The 16,531-nt window shown below is 37.5% G+C and carries 21 protein-coding genes; 7 read left to right on the plus strand and 14 right to left on the minus strand.

All coding sequences use genetic code 11. The features are described from left to right. Nucleotides 1–6: 6 nt before the first annotated feature. From FAY30_RS14475 to FAY30_RS14520, 10 genes are all read right to left on the minus strand, one after another. Nucleotides 7–1,245, minus strand: coding sequence for a sensor histidine kinase (locus tag FAY30_RS14475; RefSeq protein WP_149870529.1), 1,239 nt, complete (start codon nucleotides 1,243–1,245; stop codon nucleotides 7–9). After that, complete coding sequence (locus FAY30_RS14480; RefSeq protein ID WP_149870530.1) at nucleotides 1,238–1,915, minus strand: response regulator transcription factor; 678 nt, start codon at nucleotides 1,913–1,915, stop codon at nucleotides 1,238–1,240. The genes FAY30_RS14475 and FAY30_RS14480 overlap by 8 nt, the downstream gene beginning before the upstream one ends. A gap of 88 nt (nucleotides 1,916–2,003) precedes the next feature. Further along, the gene (locus tag FAY30_RS14485) at nucleotides 2,004–2,579 is read right to left on the minus strand and encodes a YitT family protein (protein WP_149870531.1); all 576 of its coding nucleotides are present in this window, start codon (nucleotides 2,577–2,579) and stop codon (nucleotides 2,004–2,006) included. Nucleotides 2,580–2,698: 119 nt separating this feature from the next. Further along, on the minus strand, nucleotides 2,699–3,112 hold the full coding sequence (locus FAY30_RS14490; RefSeq protein ID WP_149870532.1) for a hypothetical protein: 414 nt from the start codon (nucleotides 3,110–3,112) through the stop codon (nucleotides 2,699–2,701). Between the two features lie 47 nt (nucleotides 3,113–3,159). After that, nucleotides 3,160–4,596, minus strand: a complete 1,437-nt coding sequence (locus FAY30_RS14495) for a S1C family serine protease (protein WP_223820786.1) — start codon at nucleotides 4,594–4,596, stop codon at nucleotides 3,160–3,162. Nucleotides 4,597–4,744: 148 nt separating this feature from the next. Then, nucleotides 4,745–6,172: a sensor histidine kinase gene (locus tag FAY30_RS14500; RefSeq protein WP_149870533.1), complete on the minus strand. Its 1,428-nt coding sequence runs from the start codon at nucleotides 6,170–6,172 to the stop codon at nucleotides 4,745–4,747. Continuing rightward, nucleotides 6,144–6,845: a response regulator transcription factor gene (locus FAY30_RS14505; RefSeq protein ID WP_149870534.1), complete on the minus strand. Its 702-nt coding sequence runs from the start codon at nucleotides 6,843–6,845 to the stop codon at nucleotides 6,144–6,146. The genes FAY30_RS14500 and FAY30_RS14505 overlap by 29 nt, the downstream gene beginning before the upstream one ends. 196 nt (nucleotides 6,846–7,041) lie before the next feature. After that, complete coding sequence (locus FAY30_RS14510) at nucleotides 7,042–7,236, minus strand: hypothetical protein (RefSeq protein WP_149870535.1); 195 nt, start codon at nucleotides 7,234–7,236, stop codon at nucleotides 7,042–7,044. A gap of 148 nt (nucleotides 7,237–7,384) precedes the next feature. Beyond that, nucleotides 7,385–8,362 (minus strand): alpha/beta hydrolase, encoded by a 978-nt coding sequence (locus FAY30_RS14515; RefSeq protein WP_223820787.1) that lies wholly within the window; start codon nucleotides 8,360–8,362, stop codon nucleotides 7,385–7,387. A gap of 11 nt (nucleotides 8,363–8,373) precedes the next feature. Further along, nucleotides 8,374–8,913: a helix-turn-helix domain-containing protein gene (locus FAY30_RS14520; RefSeq protein ID WP_223821009.1), complete on the minus strand. Its 540-nt coding sequence runs from the start codon at nucleotides 8,911–8,913 to the stop codon at nucleotides 8,374–8,376. Between the two features lie 171 nt (nucleotides 8,914–9,084). On the opposite strand from FAY30_RS14520, the gene FAY30_RS14525 reads away from it, so the two are divergent. Then, nucleotides 9,085–9,966 carry a VanW family protein gene (locus FAY30_RS14525; protein ID WP_149870537.1) on the plus strand — a complete coding sequence of 294 codons (882 nt, stop codon included), beginning with the start codon at nucleotides 9,085–9,087 and terminating at the stop codon, nucleotides 9,964–9,966. A 28-nt stretch (nucleotides 9,967–9,994) separates the two neighbouring features. Here the strand turns inward: FAY30_RS14525 and FAY30_RS14530 are convergent, their stop codons facing one another. Then, nucleotides 9,995–10,261, minus strand: a complete 267-nt coding sequence (locus FAY30_RS14530) for a hypothetical protein (protein ID WP_149870538.1) — start codon at nucleotides 10,259–10,261, stop codon at nucleotides 9,995–9,997. A 224-nt stretch (nucleotides 10,262–10,485) separates the two neighbouring features. Here FAY30_RS14530 and FAY30_RS14535 point away from each other — a divergent pair, with 224 nt between their 5' ends. From FAY30_RS14535 to FAY30_RS14545, 3 genes are all read left to right on the plus strand, one after another. After that, on the plus strand, nucleotides 10,486–11,196 hold the full coding sequence (locus tag FAY30_RS14535) for a class I SAM-dependent methyltransferase (RefSeq protein WP_149870539.1): 711 nt from the start codon (nucleotides 10,486–10,488) through the stop codon (nucleotides 11,194–11,196). A gap of 178 nt (nucleotides 11,197–11,374) precedes the next feature. Then, the gene (locus FAY30_RS14540) at nucleotides 11,375–11,623 is read left to right on the plus strand and encodes a hypothetical protein (protein ID WP_149870540.1); all 249 of its coding nucleotides are present in this window, start codon (nucleotides 11,375–11,377) and stop codon (nucleotides 11,621–11,623) included. Nucleotides 11,624–11,763: 140 nt separating this feature from the next. Next, the gene (locus FAY30_RS14545; RefSeq protein WP_149870541.1) at nucleotides 11,764–12,015 is read left to right on the plus strand and encodes a sigma-G-dependent sporulation-specific acid-soluble spore protein CsgA; all 252 of its coding nucleotides are present in this window, start codon (nucleotides 11,764–11,766) and stop codon (nucleotides 12,013–12,015) included. Between the two features lie 157 nt (nucleotides 12,016–12,172). Here the strand turns inward: FAY30_RS14545 and FAY30_RS14550 are convergent, their stop codons facing one another. From FAY30_RS14550 to FAY30_RS14560, 3 genes are all read right to left on the minus strand, one after another. Continuing rightward, nucleotides 12,173–13,090 (minus strand): YitT family protein, encoded by a 918-nt coding sequence (locus FAY30_RS14550; protein ID WP_190284655.1) that lies wholly within the window; start codon nucleotides 13,088–13,090, stop codon nucleotides 12,173–12,175. 773 nt (nucleotides 13,091–13,863) lie between these two features. Then, nucleotides 13,864–14,469 carry a DUF1772 domain-containing protein gene (locus FAY30_RS14555; RefSeq protein ID WP_149870542.1) on the minus strand — a complete coding sequence of 202 codons (606 nt, stop codon included), beginning with the start codon at nucleotides 14,467–14,469 and terminating at the stop codon, nucleotides 13,864–13,866. A 143-nt stretch (nucleotides 14,470–14,612) separates the two neighbouring features. Continuing rightward, the gene (locus tag FAY30_RS14560; RefSeq protein WP_149872724.1) at nucleotides 14,613–14,951 is read right to left on the minus strand and encodes a YmaF family protein; all 339 of its coding nucleotides are present in this window, start codon (nucleotides 14,949–14,951) and stop codon (nucleotides 14,613–14,615) included. 204 nt (nucleotides 14,952–15,155) lie between these two features. On the opposite strand from FAY30_RS14560, the gene FAY30_RS14565 reads away from it, so the two are divergent. The 3 genes from FAY30_RS14565 to FAY30_RS14575 all read left to right on the plus strand — a co-directional run bounded on the left by FAY30_RS14565 (nucleotide 15,156) and on the right by FAY30_RS14575 (nucleotide 16,521). Further along, entirely contained in the window at nucleotides 15,156–15,359 is a 204-nt protein-coding gene (locus tag FAY30_RS14565) for a DUF1657 domain-containing protein (RefSeq protein WP_149870543.1), read from the plus strand. Between the two features lie 75 nt (nucleotides 15,360–15,434). After that, nucleotides 15,435–15,641, plus strand: coding sequence for a DUF1657 domain-containing protein (locus FAY30_RS14570; RefSeq protein ID WP_149870544.1), 207 nt, complete (start codon nucleotides 15,435–15,437; stop codon nucleotides 15,639–15,641). A 19-nt stretch (nucleotides 15,642–15,660) separates the two neighbouring features. Beyond that, nucleotides 15,661–16,521, plus strand: coding sequence for a DUF421 domain-containing protein (locus tag FAY30_RS14575; RefSeq protein ID WP_149870545.1), 861 nt, complete (start codon nucleotides 15,661–15,663; stop codon nucleotides 16,519–16,521). Nucleotides 16,522–16,531 lie beyond the last annotated feature (10 nt).

Genomic DNA, 16,531 nt, shown 5'->3' on the forward strand with positions numbered 1-16,531 from the left:
GCCGTTTTATTTTTTTCCTTCGAAAATCACTGTAAAAACAGTCCCTCGTCCTTCCGTGCTTTCTACATAAATTTTTCCTCTATGTGCAGTAACAATGGTTTCTGCGATGGAAAGCCCCAAACCTGAACCACCCTTCTCCCTCGACAAATCAGCACGGTAAAAGCGGTCAAAAATATAAGGAAGATCATCCGCAGCTATGCCACAGCCTGTATCTTCTACTGTTATAATGATTTTTGTGTTTTTTACCGTCAATGAGAGTGCTACCTTTCCTTCATTTGTGAAGCGAAAGGCATTATCTAATAAAATATATAGTAATTGCTGTATTTTCACTTCATCACAAACTAGATAAACATCTGGAAGAATCTTTTGGTCAAATTTAATTTGGTTGGTTATTTTTCTTGAAAATCTTTTATAAACAGCGGATACTAAGCTTGATAGATTCATTTCTTTCATAACTAAAGTTAATTGGTTCTTATCACTTCTAGCTAAACTAAGGAGATTGTTAATCAGGTTATTCATAAGACTAGCTTCTGTTTTGACATCCTCAAGAACCTCTTGTCCCAATGGGCTAAGCTTGTCTTTTTCCTCTCGCATCAATAAATCGACTGAGCTATAAAAGATACTTAGCGGGGTCCTTAACTCGTGCGAAGCATCGGAAACAAACTTTTCCTGCTTTTGAAAGGCGTTTTTAATCGGCTTCATCGCCTGCCCTGCAAAATAATATCCGAGGAAGGCGAAAAAAAGGCTAAAAACGAGTGTTAGTATGATTAGCGTCCAGGTGATATTTTGGATTAGGTGCTGTTCACTTGTGATGTTCATCCCAAGAATGACAAAACCATGCAGCTTACCATTGCTTCTTAGCGGTTGTTTTACTAGGAGGAGATGCTGCTGCTGCCACTCCATCCTCTTTGTATATGAATCCTCGTTTAAGGAATTATTTTTTTCAATCCAGCTGGAGAGATTTTGGATTGTTTCCTCTCCATAAATAAGCTTATTCTGCCGATTGAACACATAGTAAAATATCGTTCGGTTTGGTTCATATTCCAATCCATGATGATCGTTTTCATCTAGATCCTCCATGAAGTCCCATTTTTCCTTAGAAAAATAAACTTGTAATTCATCTACTTCTTTTTCATTTATTTCGTGCGAGATTAATACATAAAGTAAGCTAATAAACAAGAGAAGTAAACAAAGTAACGAGAATGAATAGAGAAGGGTTAACTTTGCTTTTAATAGGTTAAACATCGAAGCGTCTCACTTTATAGCCGATTCCCCTTACATTTTGAACGAAAGACGGCTCCCCGGGGAGGTCAATCTTTTTTCGTACCAATTTCACTAAAGCATCCAAGGCATTTTCGGATACTTCGGTTTCATATCCCCAAAGTCTTTCAAATAACACCTCTCTAGTGATGACTTGGTTGTGATTACGCATGACGATTTCTAGGAACTGGTACTCTTTCTTCGTTAGGTCAATCACGGAATCTTTCCGTTTTAGCACATGAGAGTTCAGGTTTAGGCTGAAATTCCCGATGGAAATAACCTCTTCGAGCGGTTTTTCCTTTCTCCGGCTTATCGCTCGAATCCTTGCTAATAATTCATTAAATTCAAAGGGCTTAATTATATAATCATCCGCACCTGAATCAAGACCTGAAATAATGTCTTCATTAGCATCTCTTGCGGTTACAAATAAAATTCCACTCTGGTTTCCCTTTTCGCGCAGCCGTTTGCAAACTGATTGGCCATTTTCCCCAGGAAGCATCCAGTCCAATATGATGAGATCATAAGGAAAGATACGGGCATGGTCGTAAGCATCCTTTCCATTTTTCACCCAATCCACACGGTGATATTCATTTTCCAGTAAATGAGATACCAGCTTCCCAAGTCGGACATCGTCCTCAGCAAGTAATATATTCACTTTTTCCACCCCATTTCAAAAAATCCCTTTACTTATTATCATATCAAGCTTCTCTGAAAAAGGAGTGAAATATCCGTGAACTTATTTTTCAATTCTTCATATGACGGAAAGAAGTAATAATGGTGGCAAGAAGCCCGACTATGGAGATAATTAGCAACGAATATAAGAGTTTCACATCCCTTAGGAGGAAGAGTCCAGTGAGGATAATGACCGCATCAATAGCAACCATGATTACACCAACATTTACCTTAGACCATTTAGCAAGCAATAATGCGAGCAAGTCCATACCGCCCGGGCTAATATGATTTCTAAGCATTACACCGACACCAATGCCAATAATAATTGCGCCTAAAATAACACTGCTCATCATCGGCAGTTCGAATGTTCCATTTAATGGTAGTAGAAATTCAATCATAAACCCCGAGATAACAGCACCGATCAAACCATTGAAAAAATAAATGGGATCTGACTTATACGCAAACATATACACAGGGATATTGAGCAATATGAAGGTAATCCCTGCCTTAAATCCCCATAAATAGTTTAATAATAGGCTGATGCCAAAAATCCCGCCATTGATTAAATGAAAGGGAAGAATAAAACCGTTAATACCAATACCAATCAAAGTACTCCCAAATCCGATAATTGCCAATTTTTTCAGCATACCATCATTCCTTGTCCAAGTTCTTTATTACCACTTATATGATAATAGTTGAAACTTCATTCGACAGGATTTAAAAGGCGTTCGAAAAAAACATGACCGCAACAGGTACCCCAACACCATCAATGCAAGTACTTTTTCCTAGCAGCAAACCTTCTTCGGTAAACAAACTTTCGCAAATCATCGTCTTTTAAATTCCCGTCGTAGGTTAAAAAAAGCAATGAGCGAAACTCCGGATATCGTTCCATAACGAAAAGGGCGAACTCCTTCCGTTCGCCCTTCAATTTCATTTGAAAATCATTGCAACAAATGATTTCATCGAGTTGCTTTTCATAAAATGCCTTCGTATCCTCCCATTTTTCCTTCCGATCCCTCAAAATATCGCGGGCATAAACAGGAAGTTTATCAATAACCTGGTCAATATAGCCTTCCGACCACATCAACATCTTATCTTTTTCGGTAAGTTCAAAGACCATACTCATCAATTCAATGTCATCCATTTCTGCACTTGTTGCATACTTACCAACCTTGTTCATCATTCCACCTCAAAACCAAATTTAGAATGGTCTTATTTTACCGCGGATTATGCGTCTTTATTATTAGTTAATTTGGCTGTCAACGTCACTTGCTTGCCGTCACGGTACACTTCAAATTTAATCGTTTCGCCGTTTTTTGCTTTAGTATATAAGTATTTTCGTAGGTCTGACGAATTCGCAATCTCTGTACCATTCATCGATACAATGATATCTTTTGGCTGGAAACCGGCCTTAGCAGCCGCAGAATTTGGGTCAATGTTCATCACCAACACACCTTTTTTCACATTTTCAGGCATGTTTTGCCAATACATCTGTGGAACTTGGTCCAAGTCTGCAAGTCCGACACCTAAATACGGACGTTCAATTTTACCGCTTTTAATTAATTGATTTACAATCGGAATAAGGTCATTACTAGGAATCGCAAAGCCTAATCCCTCAACACCACTTTCAGAAATTTTCAAACTATTAATGCCAATTACTTGACCTTGCGGGTTAATTAAAGCACCACCGCTGTTTCCCGGATTAATGGCGGCATCTGTCTGAATGACGTTGGTATCCCAATTACCAGCAGATGTGGAAACTGAAATACTCCGTTCTGTAGCACTAACAATTCCTTGCGTAACAGTTCTTGATAGATTAAGTCCGAGTGGATTCCCAATAGCATATACTTGGTCACCAGGGCGAAGTGTCGAAGAATCCCCGAAATCAGCCGTTGCGGTAACATATTTGGCATCAATTTTCAATACTGCCAGGTCTGTTAGGGCATCTGCCCCAACAACCTCAGCTGTAGTCTTTTGACCATCAAACAAGGAGATTTCAAGCTTTGATGCCCCTTCGACCACGTGGTTATTAGTCACAATATAGGCACTATCATTATTTTTTTGAAAAATAACCCCCGAACCGGAACCACTTTCTACACTTTGTGAACCATTCGGGTTTGCATAAAAATTATTTTGCTGCTGTTGATAATTGACCACACCGACAATTGCTTTAGAAACTTTCTCTACTGTATCAGCAATGGAACCGGAAGATGCAGCGGTTGGCTGTGCTGACACTGGTCTTACCGCTGAGGCGCTATTTCCCGAGCTGCTTGCTTGATTTTCCACATTGGGAGCAAAATTTTTCATGTAATCAGTATGCGGTAAAACTGTTAATGTCAAAACAGAGCCAATAACGCCTGCAGCAATTGTCGAAACAAATCCTCTTCCCTTCCGTTTTTTCGGTTCAGCCTTACTGTTCGATCGGGATTGTTCTAAAACTGGCGGAGCAGCCATTTCTTCCGCTTCCACAGATTCAACTCTTTTTTGATTCTCTTCAGAAATGTTCGCCCCCACCGAGAAAGTAGCATCCACTGCATTTACATTTTCTTCTGTTATACTGTGATCAGTCTTGTCCATATCAAATTCCTTTTTGTTTATATTCTCTATGTTCTCTAATGAGTTTAGGTGATTTTGTTCAAATTCATTGTCACTTTTGAATTCCATTACAATCAATCTCCTTTAAGTTTGTTCTATTCCTTATCTCTACTTTAACCTTCAAATCTTAAGAAATTATTAACAAACTTTTACGAGCCGAAGAAATAATATGAAACAATATGAAAAAAAGCTGCAGAAATTCCGCAGCTTTCGTTAATTAATTGTTTTTTAAGCAAATCACAAACTTTGTTCCTTTTCCCGCTTCACTAAATACTTGTATCTCACCATTATGAAGAACAACAAGTTGTTTCACAATCGAAAGACCCAGACCGAATTCCCCATATGGATTGCTGGTTCTGGAAAGATCAGCCTTATAAAAACGGCGCCAGATGTTTTCAATCTCTTTGGCATCAATACCAATTCCCGTATCCTCTACCTCGATAATTGTCGTATTATGACCTTCTGCTCTTCCTCTCAGCCAAATCGTTCCACCCTTTGTAAACTGGATACTATTTTTCGTTATATTAATTAATATTTGTACTAGACGATCATAATCGGCATTTACCATAATCTCAGGTGCAGCCTCAACAAGAATCTGATTTTCCTTCTCATCTGCCTGCAGGCTTAATTGCTCTTGAATAATTTCCAGAACTTCTAAAAGCTGTATCTCTTCCTTAAATAACTGAATTTGATTAGATCGGATTTTTTCATAATCGAGATTTTCATTAACAAGGCGAATCAGTCTTTTAGCTTCCTGGCTTACAAGGTTAATTCCCCGCTCCTTGTCTTCTTCAGGGATCATATCATTTTTCAACCCTTCAATCACCCCACTAATGGTCGTTAATGGTGTCCGCATTTCATGGGATACATCAGCCATAAACTGACGCCGTCTATTTTCAAGACTCTCAATTTCCAGCATCGAGGCATTGATTTTATCAACCATATGGTTAAAATCGTTTGCTAATTCCCCAATTTCATCAAAATTCGCGGAATTCACCTTTACATGATAATTTCCTTCAGAGACCTGTGACGTGGCATCGCGAAGCCGTTTAATCCGATGGACATGAATCCTTGACAAATACCAGCTTTGTAAAAAGGAAACACCAAAGGCAATCAGCATTGTATAAAGTAAAAATTTATTAATTTGTTGGATCATATTACTAGAGCCGCTTATTGGCGAAGTTAAGAGTACCCCGCCAAAAAACTTACCATCATCAATGTAAGGGAGAACGACAAATGTAACTCCTCCTTGTCCAAAACTTTTATAATCACTTTTGACAATGATGGTTTGCCCCTTTTTCACTAAATTCCATTGTTTTTCAGGTAAATTTTTTATAGTCAGTCCACGTTTATTAATCAGATACACGCCGTCCTGATCAAACAAACTAAAACTTGTATTTCTCGCAGCCAATACATTGCTGTATTGATTTAATATCGCGTCTGATGCAATCGGTGCCTCGTTTAAATCCTTTAAAATCGCGTTACCAAATGAAATCAGTTCATCTGCCTTATTTTCATAAATCAAATTTTCAACATAATGAGTAAACAAAATGCTTAATAGTAAAAAAGCTACAATGATAACACTAATATGGCTAAAAAACTGTTGGTAGATATACTTAAACTTCATCGGCTTTAAATGTGTCATCGAACTTATACCCTACTCCCCAAACAGTATGGAAGAATGGCTGCGAGGTGGTTTCAACCTTTTTCCGCAGCCGCTTAATATGAACATCCACCGTCCGTTCGTCACCGTAAAATTGATATCCCCAAACCCGCTCAAGTAATTGCTCACGTGAGAATACTTGACGGGGGTGCTCTACCATGTAGTAGAGTAAATCGAATTCCTTTGGTGTTAGGTTGGTCACCTGTGTTTGGTCAATAAAAACTTCCCTCGTGGTTTTATTAACCATAAAGTGCTCTGTTTTCAGAATATCGTCCTGCTCTTTCGGCACTTGCGCCTGGACTCTTCGGGTTACGGCTTTAATTCTCGCCATAAGTGTCAGGGGGCTGAACGGTTTAGTGACATAGTCATCCGCCCCCATTTCAAGTCCAAGTACCTGATCAGATTCGCTATCCTTCGCAGTTAACATAATAATCGGAACAGTAAACTTTTCTTCCCTTATTTTCCGGCAAATCGAGACACCATCCATGCCGGGAAGCATCCAGTCAATAATGAGAGCATCCCATGTGCCGCTTTTAAAGCGGTTATAGCCTTCTACACCATCATTTACAAAAACACCGTCAATTCCCTCTTTTGCAAAAAACATTTCAATCATTGAGCAAACACTTTTATTATCTTCTATCACTAAAATCTTCACTATCAGCCATCTCCCCGTACAAGAAACTATTCTAGTCTATAGTTTATACGAAATTTTCGGCATATCAAACCCTTTGCCCGATTCTTCCATAGTTATTAATACTTTGTTCATAGTTTATTAAAAAAATCCATTGTAAAAGGCCTTGAATACCTTCAAGACCCTCTTTCTTTTTTTCTTCAATTTACTTGAATTCCTTTTAAAACCTTCTTATACCTTTTTTCTGCTTGTTCATGACTTCATACGATTTTTCTATAATATCCGTAAGGACGTCGCCTTTATAAATTCTGCCAAGCTTTAATCCCTGTTGATAATACTCAACAATTTCATCAAGTTTTACAGCCGTTTCTTTCGTGATTCTGACATTTAATTGGATTCTGTCATTTTCAATCAATATGATACACTCCTATCCAAGTGTTAGCAAAGTGCTAGCAGGTACCTATAAGCTTATTATTAATTGCTACTATACTATATTTCTACATTTTTTTCATCCAAAAAAATTTGGCCATCATATTGACAGCCAAATTTATCAAAAGTGAATATTAAAGGATAATTTTCTCCTCAATGGTTTTAGCCGCACTGTGATTGTGAAGCCATGTCTCAAGGAGCTCAAGTAATTCTGGATGAACAGGAAGACTTCCTTCTGCTGCAATATCCTTTTTCATTGTAAACATCGTTGAGATGTGCGTAATCTTTTTACATGAATGCCCCATGTTTGGAACAACATGATACTCCGCATCCCCTTTTACATACTGAGGCAAATCCTTCAGTACCTCTGGGTTCGCCTGGAGATCTAGGGCTCCCGTAATTGCAAGGACAGGACAGGTAACTTTTGCTAAATCTTCTCTTACATTATATGCAAAATGCTCGCGCATCCACTTGGCATTTGTTTTAACAAAATTCACTTTCATAACATCTTCGGTAGATTTCTCCACTTTTTTCATATATTTTTGCGCTTGTTTTTCCACCTGGTTATGCGTGCCTAATAAACGTAGTAAAAAGCCTTGAAACCCCTTTGCGTTCAAAATGTCTTGTGCAGCAAAATCCCGCTGCCTTTTTAGTGCTTCACTAATTCTTTCCACTGCACCGGAAAGCAGTATTAACCCTCCCAGTTCCTCCCTAACTGCAAGGGCAGTACCAATGGTAGTGCCTTCACTATGGCCCAATACTATCACCTTTTCTGGATCTACTTCTGGAAGACCTTTTAAGAATTGGACTGCCGCTTGTGCATCGTCGACTAAATCCCATAGCCCTGTTGTAAGGTAGTTTCCTTCGCTTGCACCGACTCCACGTTTATCATATCTTAGGTTAATAAAACCGATTGATGTTAGAAATTCAGCTAATTGACCGTACAGCTTAAGATCTAACTTTTCATTCACTTTTCCGTTACGATCTAATTTTCCAGATCCCGGGATAATAAGGACAGCCGGCCCATTTTGAACACGCAATTCAGGGAAATTCAATGTTCCCTTTAATGCCACCTTGCTTTGAATCGTTACTTCATTCCCCATTGATTTCATTCATAATCCCCCTATTGTTCCTTTGTTTGATTTGGAATAATGATTGTGGCTAATGTCCTTCGTCTTCTTCCAGTTTGCGGTTTATTCGCTGAAAATTTCTTATAGACTGCCGTCATTTCCTTAATAAATTCAGCAAACTCTGCCTCATTTAGATTCATGGAAGTTTGCCGATACGAAACACCGTCATTCACTAAATTAAATTTTTCATGGCTTAAATACCTCTCATATTCCCCCATTAAATTAGCCATGAATTTAATAAATAACCCCAAATGTTCTTCCTTAGAGAGTTTATTTAATTCTTCTGGGCCAATAACAGCCTTGTTTGGATCATTGATGGAATACACTTTTTCAACGGTGCCACGGTTTGGTATCTCGTCAACAATGTGAATGATCTTTGCTTCAACAAGTTTTTTGAGGTGGCGGTATAGTGATGCTTGTGGAATATCTGGAAGCAATTCCTTCAATTGCTGCGCTGTAATTTGTTGGTTAATGAGAGCCTGAATAATTCTTATCCGAACAGGATGTAAGATCACGTCAATTGTATTTTCCATTGTCACAAATTTGCTCCTATTTATATTATCATTATCAATAATGATAATATTATAATTATTAATAATTGTAAATAGGCATTTGGAAAATTTTTATAAAAAGTTTCTTTATCATAGTGGTGTACATGAAAGGACAAATTGCAACAAATATTAGTAATAGGGGGGGAACAAGTTATGATTTCAACTTGGATGTTCGCTTTTTTACTAACCGTGCAACAAACATATTCACCGGACAGCTTAATCATTACAAAAGAAGGCAGAGGTGTGCAGTCCATTAATCGGACGGACTTCTCCATACCATATACCGATTTACCGCTCATTCATTCAAAAAAATATAATCATTTATTAGACCAACTGGACCATCAATATTCAATAGAGCCTAAGAACGCTACACTAGATTCATTTGGAAATATCCAATCTGAACAAGTTGGTTATCGAATTCATCGCGAGGCATTCATGGAACAATTCTATTCTTATTACTTTTCGCGCAAACCAGGTTATTTGGAAATTCCAATGGCCCCAGTTTACCCGAAAGTGGATAGTGAATTACTCGGTGATATTCAGAGTGTAAGGATTGGGCGCTATGTTACCAGTTTTAATTCGCAAAATAAGAAGCGAACTACCAACATTCAATTAGCAACTAAGGCAATTAACAATTATGTTATCTTTCCGGGAGAAACGTTTTCTTTTAACAAGGTTGTTGGGAAACGTACTGCTGAGAAAGGCTATTTACGTGCTAAGGTGATTGTACGGGGGGAATTTTCAGAGGACATCGGGGGCGGGATCTGCCAAGTTTCCTCTACCCTTTTTAATGCGGTAGATAATGCAGGTTTAAAGATTGTCCAGCGCTTTTCTCACAGCCGAGATGTTCCCTATATACCTCCCGGCCGGGATGCAACTGTAAGCTGGTATGGTCCTGATTTTGTATTTAAGAATCTGTATAACCAGCCAGTGTTAATCAGGGCTAGGACCTTGGGTAATTTGTTAGTTATAAAACTTTATTCTTCAGAGAGTCTTGAATACATACCCAGAAAAATTCCAGAAGCACCATATTGAAAAAGTCCGCCGTAAGAGGCGGACTTTTCTAGTGTTTATTTTTCAAAGCACTTTCTAATAACTCTTCTGAGAACTCTGTTAAGGCTGCATTGTCCATCAAATTTAGATTGGACTTAGGTGCAAAGTTTTTCACCACATTTTGAAAAGGAAGTGCATAATCTTTACGCTTCCCTCTTGTAACCCCAAATACTGCTGCACTTAATCCAATTCCAACAAGAGAGGCCCACATAGCGCCCCTGCTTTTTCGCTTTGGCGTAAACAATTTGAAGAACGGCTGCCTTCTTATGCTTTTCATCTTCAGCACTCCTTCTGCTTGAAATGGAAGGTGCTAAATATCCCCTTCCATTTGTTTAATTTGTGCATTTTGGTGGAGAATATGTTTAGGAAACGATTCATACTTTGTTGTTTTCTGGAAAAAATCTGTCCGGATTTCATATAAAATATCTTGTAATGTAAGAAAGATGAACCCATTCCCACTATTTTTCATACTATGCAAAAAAGATGAATGAGGTGGTGTCTATGGGAGGCTTAACTTATTTTGATTTTTTAGCAAAATTTGGAGTTGGCGGGGCTCATCCCGGTGGAATCCAATTGACGCAAAACATGCTTTCAAATGAAAAGATTACGAATCAATCCAATGTTTTAGACGCAGGCTGTGGTACGGGTCAGACTGCAGCCTATTTATACCAGCAATATAAGGCGAAAGTGTTTGGGCTGGAAATTAATCCAATCATGCTGGAAAAGGCTAAAGGACGCTTTGAAACACTTCAGCTTCCCATTCAATTAATCCATGGATCCATTGAAGAAATACCATTCGAAGATCATTCCTTTGATTTTATATTATCTGAGTCTGTATTAGCTTTTGTTGATAAACCTAAAGCGCTAAAGGAATTTTATCGGGTATTAAAGAGTGGCGGACGTCTTATCGCTAACGAAATGACAATTAATAAGCGGCTGTCTACTAAAGAAGAATCAGAAATCATGAATTTTTATGCAGTCGATTCTTTATTGTTAGAAGCGGACTGGAATCAGCTTTTACATGAGGCCGGTTTTCACTGCATAGATATAAAAGCACAAAAACCTGTCCTTAGCCATGGTAATCAAACACCTGAATTTAATTTTTCCAAGGATTTTGAACCTGAGCTTTTTACAATATTAAATGAGCATGGAAATATTGTTTTAAAGTACCAAGATGTTTTAAGCTATCGGATTTTCACGGCGACAAAATAAGAAAAACCCCCTTTTTTAAAAGGGGGTCTTTTCATGGAGAATGAGCTTTAACCAGGAGATTTGCCTTGCCTTTTACCTTCCCAAAAATTAATGGACAAGAAATAGGTTTTGGCCTTTACATCCGTTAAACTTTTTTCATATTTTATAGCAGGTCCATAATTTAAAGGAGGGATTTGGAGTGCAGTTAAATTTTGAACAAGCTCGTCATTTAGAAGGTAAGATGATTCGATATCAAAATGAAACTGGAGAATGGGTGACAGGTAGAGTTGTTAAGGTTCAAAAGAATGGCCTTGAGATTGAACAATTAACATCTTCCCAAACTTCTGACGGATTTGGATATGGCTTTTGGGGACCACGGCCATTTTTCAGGCCACCGGTATTCTTTCCGTTTGTTGGTTTTGGGTTTGCACCGTTTTTATTTTTCTAACCGGGTAAATGGAGTAAGTACATTTGTACTTACTCTCTTTTTCATTTTCAGGATTTCAAATCCCGCCAATATTAACTTTCTAAAGTGTATATTATTACCCTTACATCAAAAAATAAAAGGGTGAAAGGATAGGTGAAGGTATGGATAAAACTTTGGGATATTTAAGAGAAACCTTATCAAATTATACGGACGAACATTCAGAGGGCAGGAATTTGTACAAAAAACTAAAGGAGAGTGCCTACTCTTCTGAAGGCTCCTTTGTCCGTGATTTAAACCAAAAAGAAATACATTTTTTAAATCTTATTCTGCCTAAGGAGATTAACTATGCGAAAGAGGAACAAGATGAAAAAAGGGCACATGAACTAAATGAAGTGTATGAACTATTATTTTAAATAACGAAAAAGATGGCAGAATTATCTGTCATCTTTTTCGGAAATATCTTATTTTTCGCAAAACTATTTCCTAGGTAAGCGCATAGTACGACAAAACACGATCCGAAGAATTTGCATTTTTCCCTAATTAACGACAGAAATAGTGAGTAGATTACAACTAGTGAATATCCCTTTTCTTAAATCGCCCGCCACGGACTTCAGCAATATCCGCCACTGCTAGAAAGGCACTATCGTCATTCTCAGTAACAATTTCCTTCAATTTTGCTTCTTCAAGACGATTGATGACACAAAAAATAACTTTTTTATCATCTCCCGAAAAGGCACCTTCTCCATTAATGTAGGTAACTCCTCGACCAAGGCGATTCATGATGGCGTCGCCAATTTCTCTGGCATTGTCACTAATGATCCAAACGGATTTAGATTCATCCAGCCCTGTTATTGTTACATCAATCGTTTTGTAAGCAACAAAATAAGCAATTAAAGAGTACATCGCACGATCCCATGAAAATACAAAACCGGCGCTTCCAAGAATGAAAAGATTAAAGAACATAATAATTTCCCCGACGGAAAAAGGAAGTTTTTTATTAAAAAGAATGGCAAGTATTTCGGTACCATCTAGTGAACCACCGTACCTTATGACCAGACCAACTCCAATACCAAGAACAATTCCCCCAAAAACAGTCGCAAGAAGAATATCTTGGGTAAAGGCAGGAACTGGATGAAGTAAACTGGTACCAATTGAAAGAATGATGATGCCATAAAGAGTGGAGAATGCGAAGGTTTTTCCAATCTGTTTGTAACCAATGAAGAAAAAAGGAATATTAAGAATAAATAGGAAAATTCCCAGTTTCCATCCCGTTATATAGGAGAGCATAATGGAAATGCCAGTAATCCCGCCATCAATGACCTTATTTGGAACGAGGAAGATTTCAAGTCCTACTGACATTAAGGTGGCACCTAGTGTTATTAATAAAATCCGCTGAAGTAGTTTTCTTTTTGTCAACTTTCTATGCTGAATTTTTGCCATTATGGCTTCCTGTTGTGCAATTAAACTAATTTCTTGCGTTCCTGCCATTATCTTGCCCCTTTCAAAAAGAATTCTACTATAAGTATAGCGAAAATTAAGCAGGATTCATAATGAATTGCTTAATTTCATTCACTATTGTAAAGAAGATATAAAAAGGAGCTACCTCATTTTTGAAGTAACTCCTTAATGATTATTAACACCTTAGGGGACCCAACCATGACACCAGCCATATGTTTTCAAATTCCATTTCCTTTAGTGAAAGTTCGCATCTAAAGGGAAACTTTGAAGCATAGCCAATGTGTGTTTGTTCCGTTGTAGGAATTAATTCACATGTTATTGGAATTCAAATCCCTAAAAGAAACAAATTTTGGTTTACCACCATTTAAGACCTTTATTCCATCAATTGGATCATCAGCTTCCTGGCAATGTATCTTTTTGAAAAGGTTTCGGTTCGAAATACTTCTGAAAATTAGATGTATTAACCTATAAATCCTCAACTTTTTCCCTTGATATAGATTCTATTGGCTTTCATAGATATCGATTATGAAAGGATTTTGTTTTAGATTTAAGCCTTTGCAATAAGAATTTGCATCGCTCCACCTACCAAATGATATTTAGGAATAACCTTACATTGACTCGTTCACTAACGGAACGAACACGTATGGTTGAGCCTCCTAAGATGTTAACCTTTGGATTTTCCTTTACACTTATAGTATATCACGGTATTTTCCGAATTAACCGACAATTTGTGACGGTATTGTGAACTTTTGGAAATCCTAATGCAACCAAGGTCTTCCAGTCCAAAACGGAAGACCTTTTCTTTAATCGACAATTGGATTTTTGAAATTATCCTTAACCGGAATGTTGTTCTCTTTAATTTTCGCTTCCACCCTATATTTATTTTCAGAAAGTTTATCATTAAACGGAATTGTTAATTCACTGCCGTCAGCCATCACAAATTTGTATTGGTATAAACTGGTTGTACCCTGTTGGTTTCTGTAAACAATATGTACCTTAGCCATTTCATCCCATTTGTATTCATTTTCCTCCAGCCCTGTCAAACCATTATAGTGGATGCCATCATCGTCCAGATAATAATAATTGGTTAGACTTAATATAAAGGCCGGTAAAGTTGAAAGGATTAAAAGACCAGTAATCCATTTCAATCTTCTTCCCTCCCATCGTTGCCTAAAGATGAGGTAAGCAGTCAAAATTACAGCAATTACTATCATCCCGATCATAAACGTGATGTAAGCACTAAATGGTGTTGAAAAAAACCAATAGGAGCGTGAAAAATAGACCATGCTTTGATAAGATGCAACAAGGACAAATGGTACAAATATGCTGCTAATATACAAAATAATTGTATACGCTACTAATTTAACGGAATGTTCGTCATCTGCTTCCTTTCTTCTAACAAAAATCAAAATATCCCCCCCAATGCTTCTCTCTATTATCCATTGTTATTTTACCTCAAATTTACCAATTACTGTAGTATTTGGCGCAATTTTCTTAAAAAACACTTTATTTGTATAAAAAAAACCAACCTTATAAAAGATTGGTTTTGGTGCTATTTCGACCCAGGTGCAGGTTGATCAACACCTTTCACATGGTGACTATGCCCATTATCTTCGGTTGTTTGAAAATCATAATAATGGACGTGCATGCCATTCCCTACAGGAATGGCGGGCCCAGAATAAGCTCGGTAATGGTGTGTGTGTCCATCCTCAAAAAGTACATATCCTTCTGTATAATGAATATGTCCGCCATCTTGTGTGGGGATCGGTGGTGAAGTGATATCCAAACATTGGTGAACATGCCCTGAACTCACTCCAGTGTAATCCACAGACCCATGATTATGATGCGGCACAAATCCTTGGACAAAATCATCTTTCGCTGTATTTCTAATATTGATCACCCCAAAATATAAATTTTTAACTGTTACAACTATATGCTTTAAAACTAAAAAAAAGGAATAATAATTAAAGAAATCACTATTCAAGGCGATTGGAAAAATTTTCTACTCCAATAAAAACAAATTCATACATAAGCAATAAGTTAATCCACATACTATTTTTGTAATTTCAATTCTTATAAGGAAAGAAGGATAAAGATGACAGTCGGTACTCAAGTAAAACAAGCATTAGCAGGACTTAAAAGTGCACAAGCAAGTTTTGAAACGTTTGCGCTTGCTACAGATAATCAAAATGCCAAACAACTCTATCAACAAGCTGCACAGCAAACACAATCCGTTTTAGACAGTCTTGAACCGAGACTTCAAGAAATCATGGCCGAAGAACCGCAGTACAATCAATAAAGCTGAATTAGGTTGGCGATCCCAAGCCAACCCCTTTTTCATTTTAAGAATTTCCTATGAAAGGAAGTTACTTTTATGACGATCGCTTCAAATGTCAAACAATGTCTGTTCACCTTAAAAGGCATTGAAGCCCAATTATCTTCATTCGCATTAAATTCACTTGATGATGAAGCAAAAAAAATTTTCCACGAAACGAGTCTGCAAATTGGAGATGTAAAAAAAGATCTGCAATACCGTGTTTTAGAACTGGAACGTCATGAACCACAATTCAAGGGGACATAATAATTTGAGGTGAGAAAAGATGCCAGGTTGGACGTTTATTATCATGCGCTCATTAATTTTCTTGCTGCTCTTATTTATTACCACAAAAGTTCTAGGAAAGAAGCAAATATCTGAGCTTTCCTTTTTTGAGTATGTCGCAGGCATTACGATTGGAAGTATAGCTGGTGAGGTTGTCACAGGACTTGAGGCGAATATCTATCATGGTGCCCTCGCCATTGTCGTATTTGGATTGATTACTTTTTTAGTGAACTACATGGCAATAAAAAGTAAAAAATTCAGTGATTTTGCTGAAGGGAAAAGTACAGTCGTCATTCAAGATGGAAAAATCTTAGAGAATAATTTAAAGAAAGAAAAGTATACGATCGATGAACTTTCTGCACTCCTAAGGCAAAAAAACATTTTTAAAGTTGCTGACGTTGAATTTGCAGTATTGGAACCACGCGGTAATTTAAGTGCCTTATTAAAAAAAGAAAATCAACCTTTAACACCAAAAGATTTACAAATGAAAATGCCAAATGAAAAAGAACCGCAAACCATCATTATGGACGGGAATATCGTGGATGAGGCATTACGGTGTGCCGGAAAAGGCAGAGGCTGGCTTTATACGGAGTTAGAAAAACTTGGTGTGACATTGGATAATGTTTTTCTTGGGCAAGTGGATTCGTATGGTGAGGTAACCGTGGATCTTTATGATGATAAAATTAAAGTACCAACGCCTGCAGCACGTCCGTTATTACTGGCAACTCTCAAAAAGACCCAAGCAGACTTAGAAATTTTCTCATTAGAGACTGATTGCAAAAAGTCAAAGGCAATGTATAAGAAAAATGCAGCTATTCTTCAAGAAACCATTGAGCGGCTTACACCTTTCCTAAACGGATAAAAGGAATAAA

Source organism: Bacillus sp. S3 (assembly GCF_005154805.1).
Lineage (GTDB): Bacteria > Bacillota > Bacilli > Bacillales > Cytobacillaceae > Neobacillus.

Excerpts from the sequence above, each read along its gene's own strand:
- FAY30_RS14475 (WP_149870529.1), bottom strand. The coding sequence starts at position 1,245 with ATGTTTAACCTATTAAAAGCAAAGTTAACCCTTCTCTATTCATTCTCG.
- FAY30_RS14485 (WP_149870531.1), bottom strand. The coding sequence starts at position 2,579 with ATGCTGAAAAAATTGGCAATTATCGGATTTGGGAGTACTTTGATTGGT.
- FAY30_RS14490 (WP_149870532.1), bottom strand. The coding sequence starts at position 3,112 with ATGAACAAGGTTGGTAAGTATGCAACAAGTGCAGAAATGGATGACATT.
- FAY30_RS14495 (WP_223820786.1), bottom strand. The coding sequence starts at position 4,596 with ATGGAATTCAAAAGTGACAATGAATTTGAACAAAATCACCTAAACTCA.
- FAY30_RS14500 (WP_149870533.1), bottom strand. The coding sequence starts at position 6,172 with ATGACACATTTAAAGCCGATGAAGTTTAAGTATATCTACCAACAGTTT.
- FAY30_RS14515 (WP_223820787.1), bottom strand. The coding sequence starts at position 8,362 with ATGAAATCAATGGGGAATGAAGTAACGATTCAAAGCAAGGTGGCATTA.
- FAY30_RS14520 (WP_223821009.1), bottom strand. The coding sequence starts at position 8,913 with ATGGAAAATACAATTGACGTGATCTTACATCCTGTTCGGATAAGAATT.
- FAY30_RS14525 (WP_149870537.1), top strand. The coding sequence starts at position 9,085 with ATGATTTCAACTTGGATGTTCGCTTTTTTACTAACCGTGCAACAAACA.
- FAY30_RS14530 (WP_149870538.1), bottom strand. The coding sequence starts at position 10,261 with ATGAAAAGCATAAGAAGGCAGCCGTTCTTCAAATTGTTTACGCCAAAG.
- FAY30_RS14535 (WP_149870539.1), top strand. The coding sequence starts at position 10,486 with ATGGGAGGCTTAACTTATTTTGATTTTTTAGCAAAATTTGGAGTTGGC.
- FAY30_RS14545 (WP_149870541.1), top strand. The coding sequence starts at position 11,764 with ATGGATAAAACTTTGGGATATTTAAGAGAAACCTTATCAAATTATACG.
- FAY30_RS14550 (WP_190284655.1), bottom strand. The coding sequence starts at position 13,090 with ATGGCAGGAACGCAAGAAATTAGTTTAATTGCACAACAGGAAGCCATA.
- FAY30_RS14565 (WP_149870543.1), top strand. The coding sequence starts at position 15,156 with ATGACAGTCGGTACTCAAGTAAAACAAGCATTAGCAGGACTTAAAAGT.
- FAY30_RS14570 (WP_149870544.1), top strand. The coding sequence starts at position 15,435 with ATGACGATCGCTTCAAATGTCAAACAATGTCTGTTCACCTTAAAAGGC.
- FAY30_RS14575 (WP_149870545.1), top strand. The coding sequence starts at position 15,661 with ATGCCAGGTTGGACGTTTATTATCATGCGCTCATTAATTTTCTTGCTG.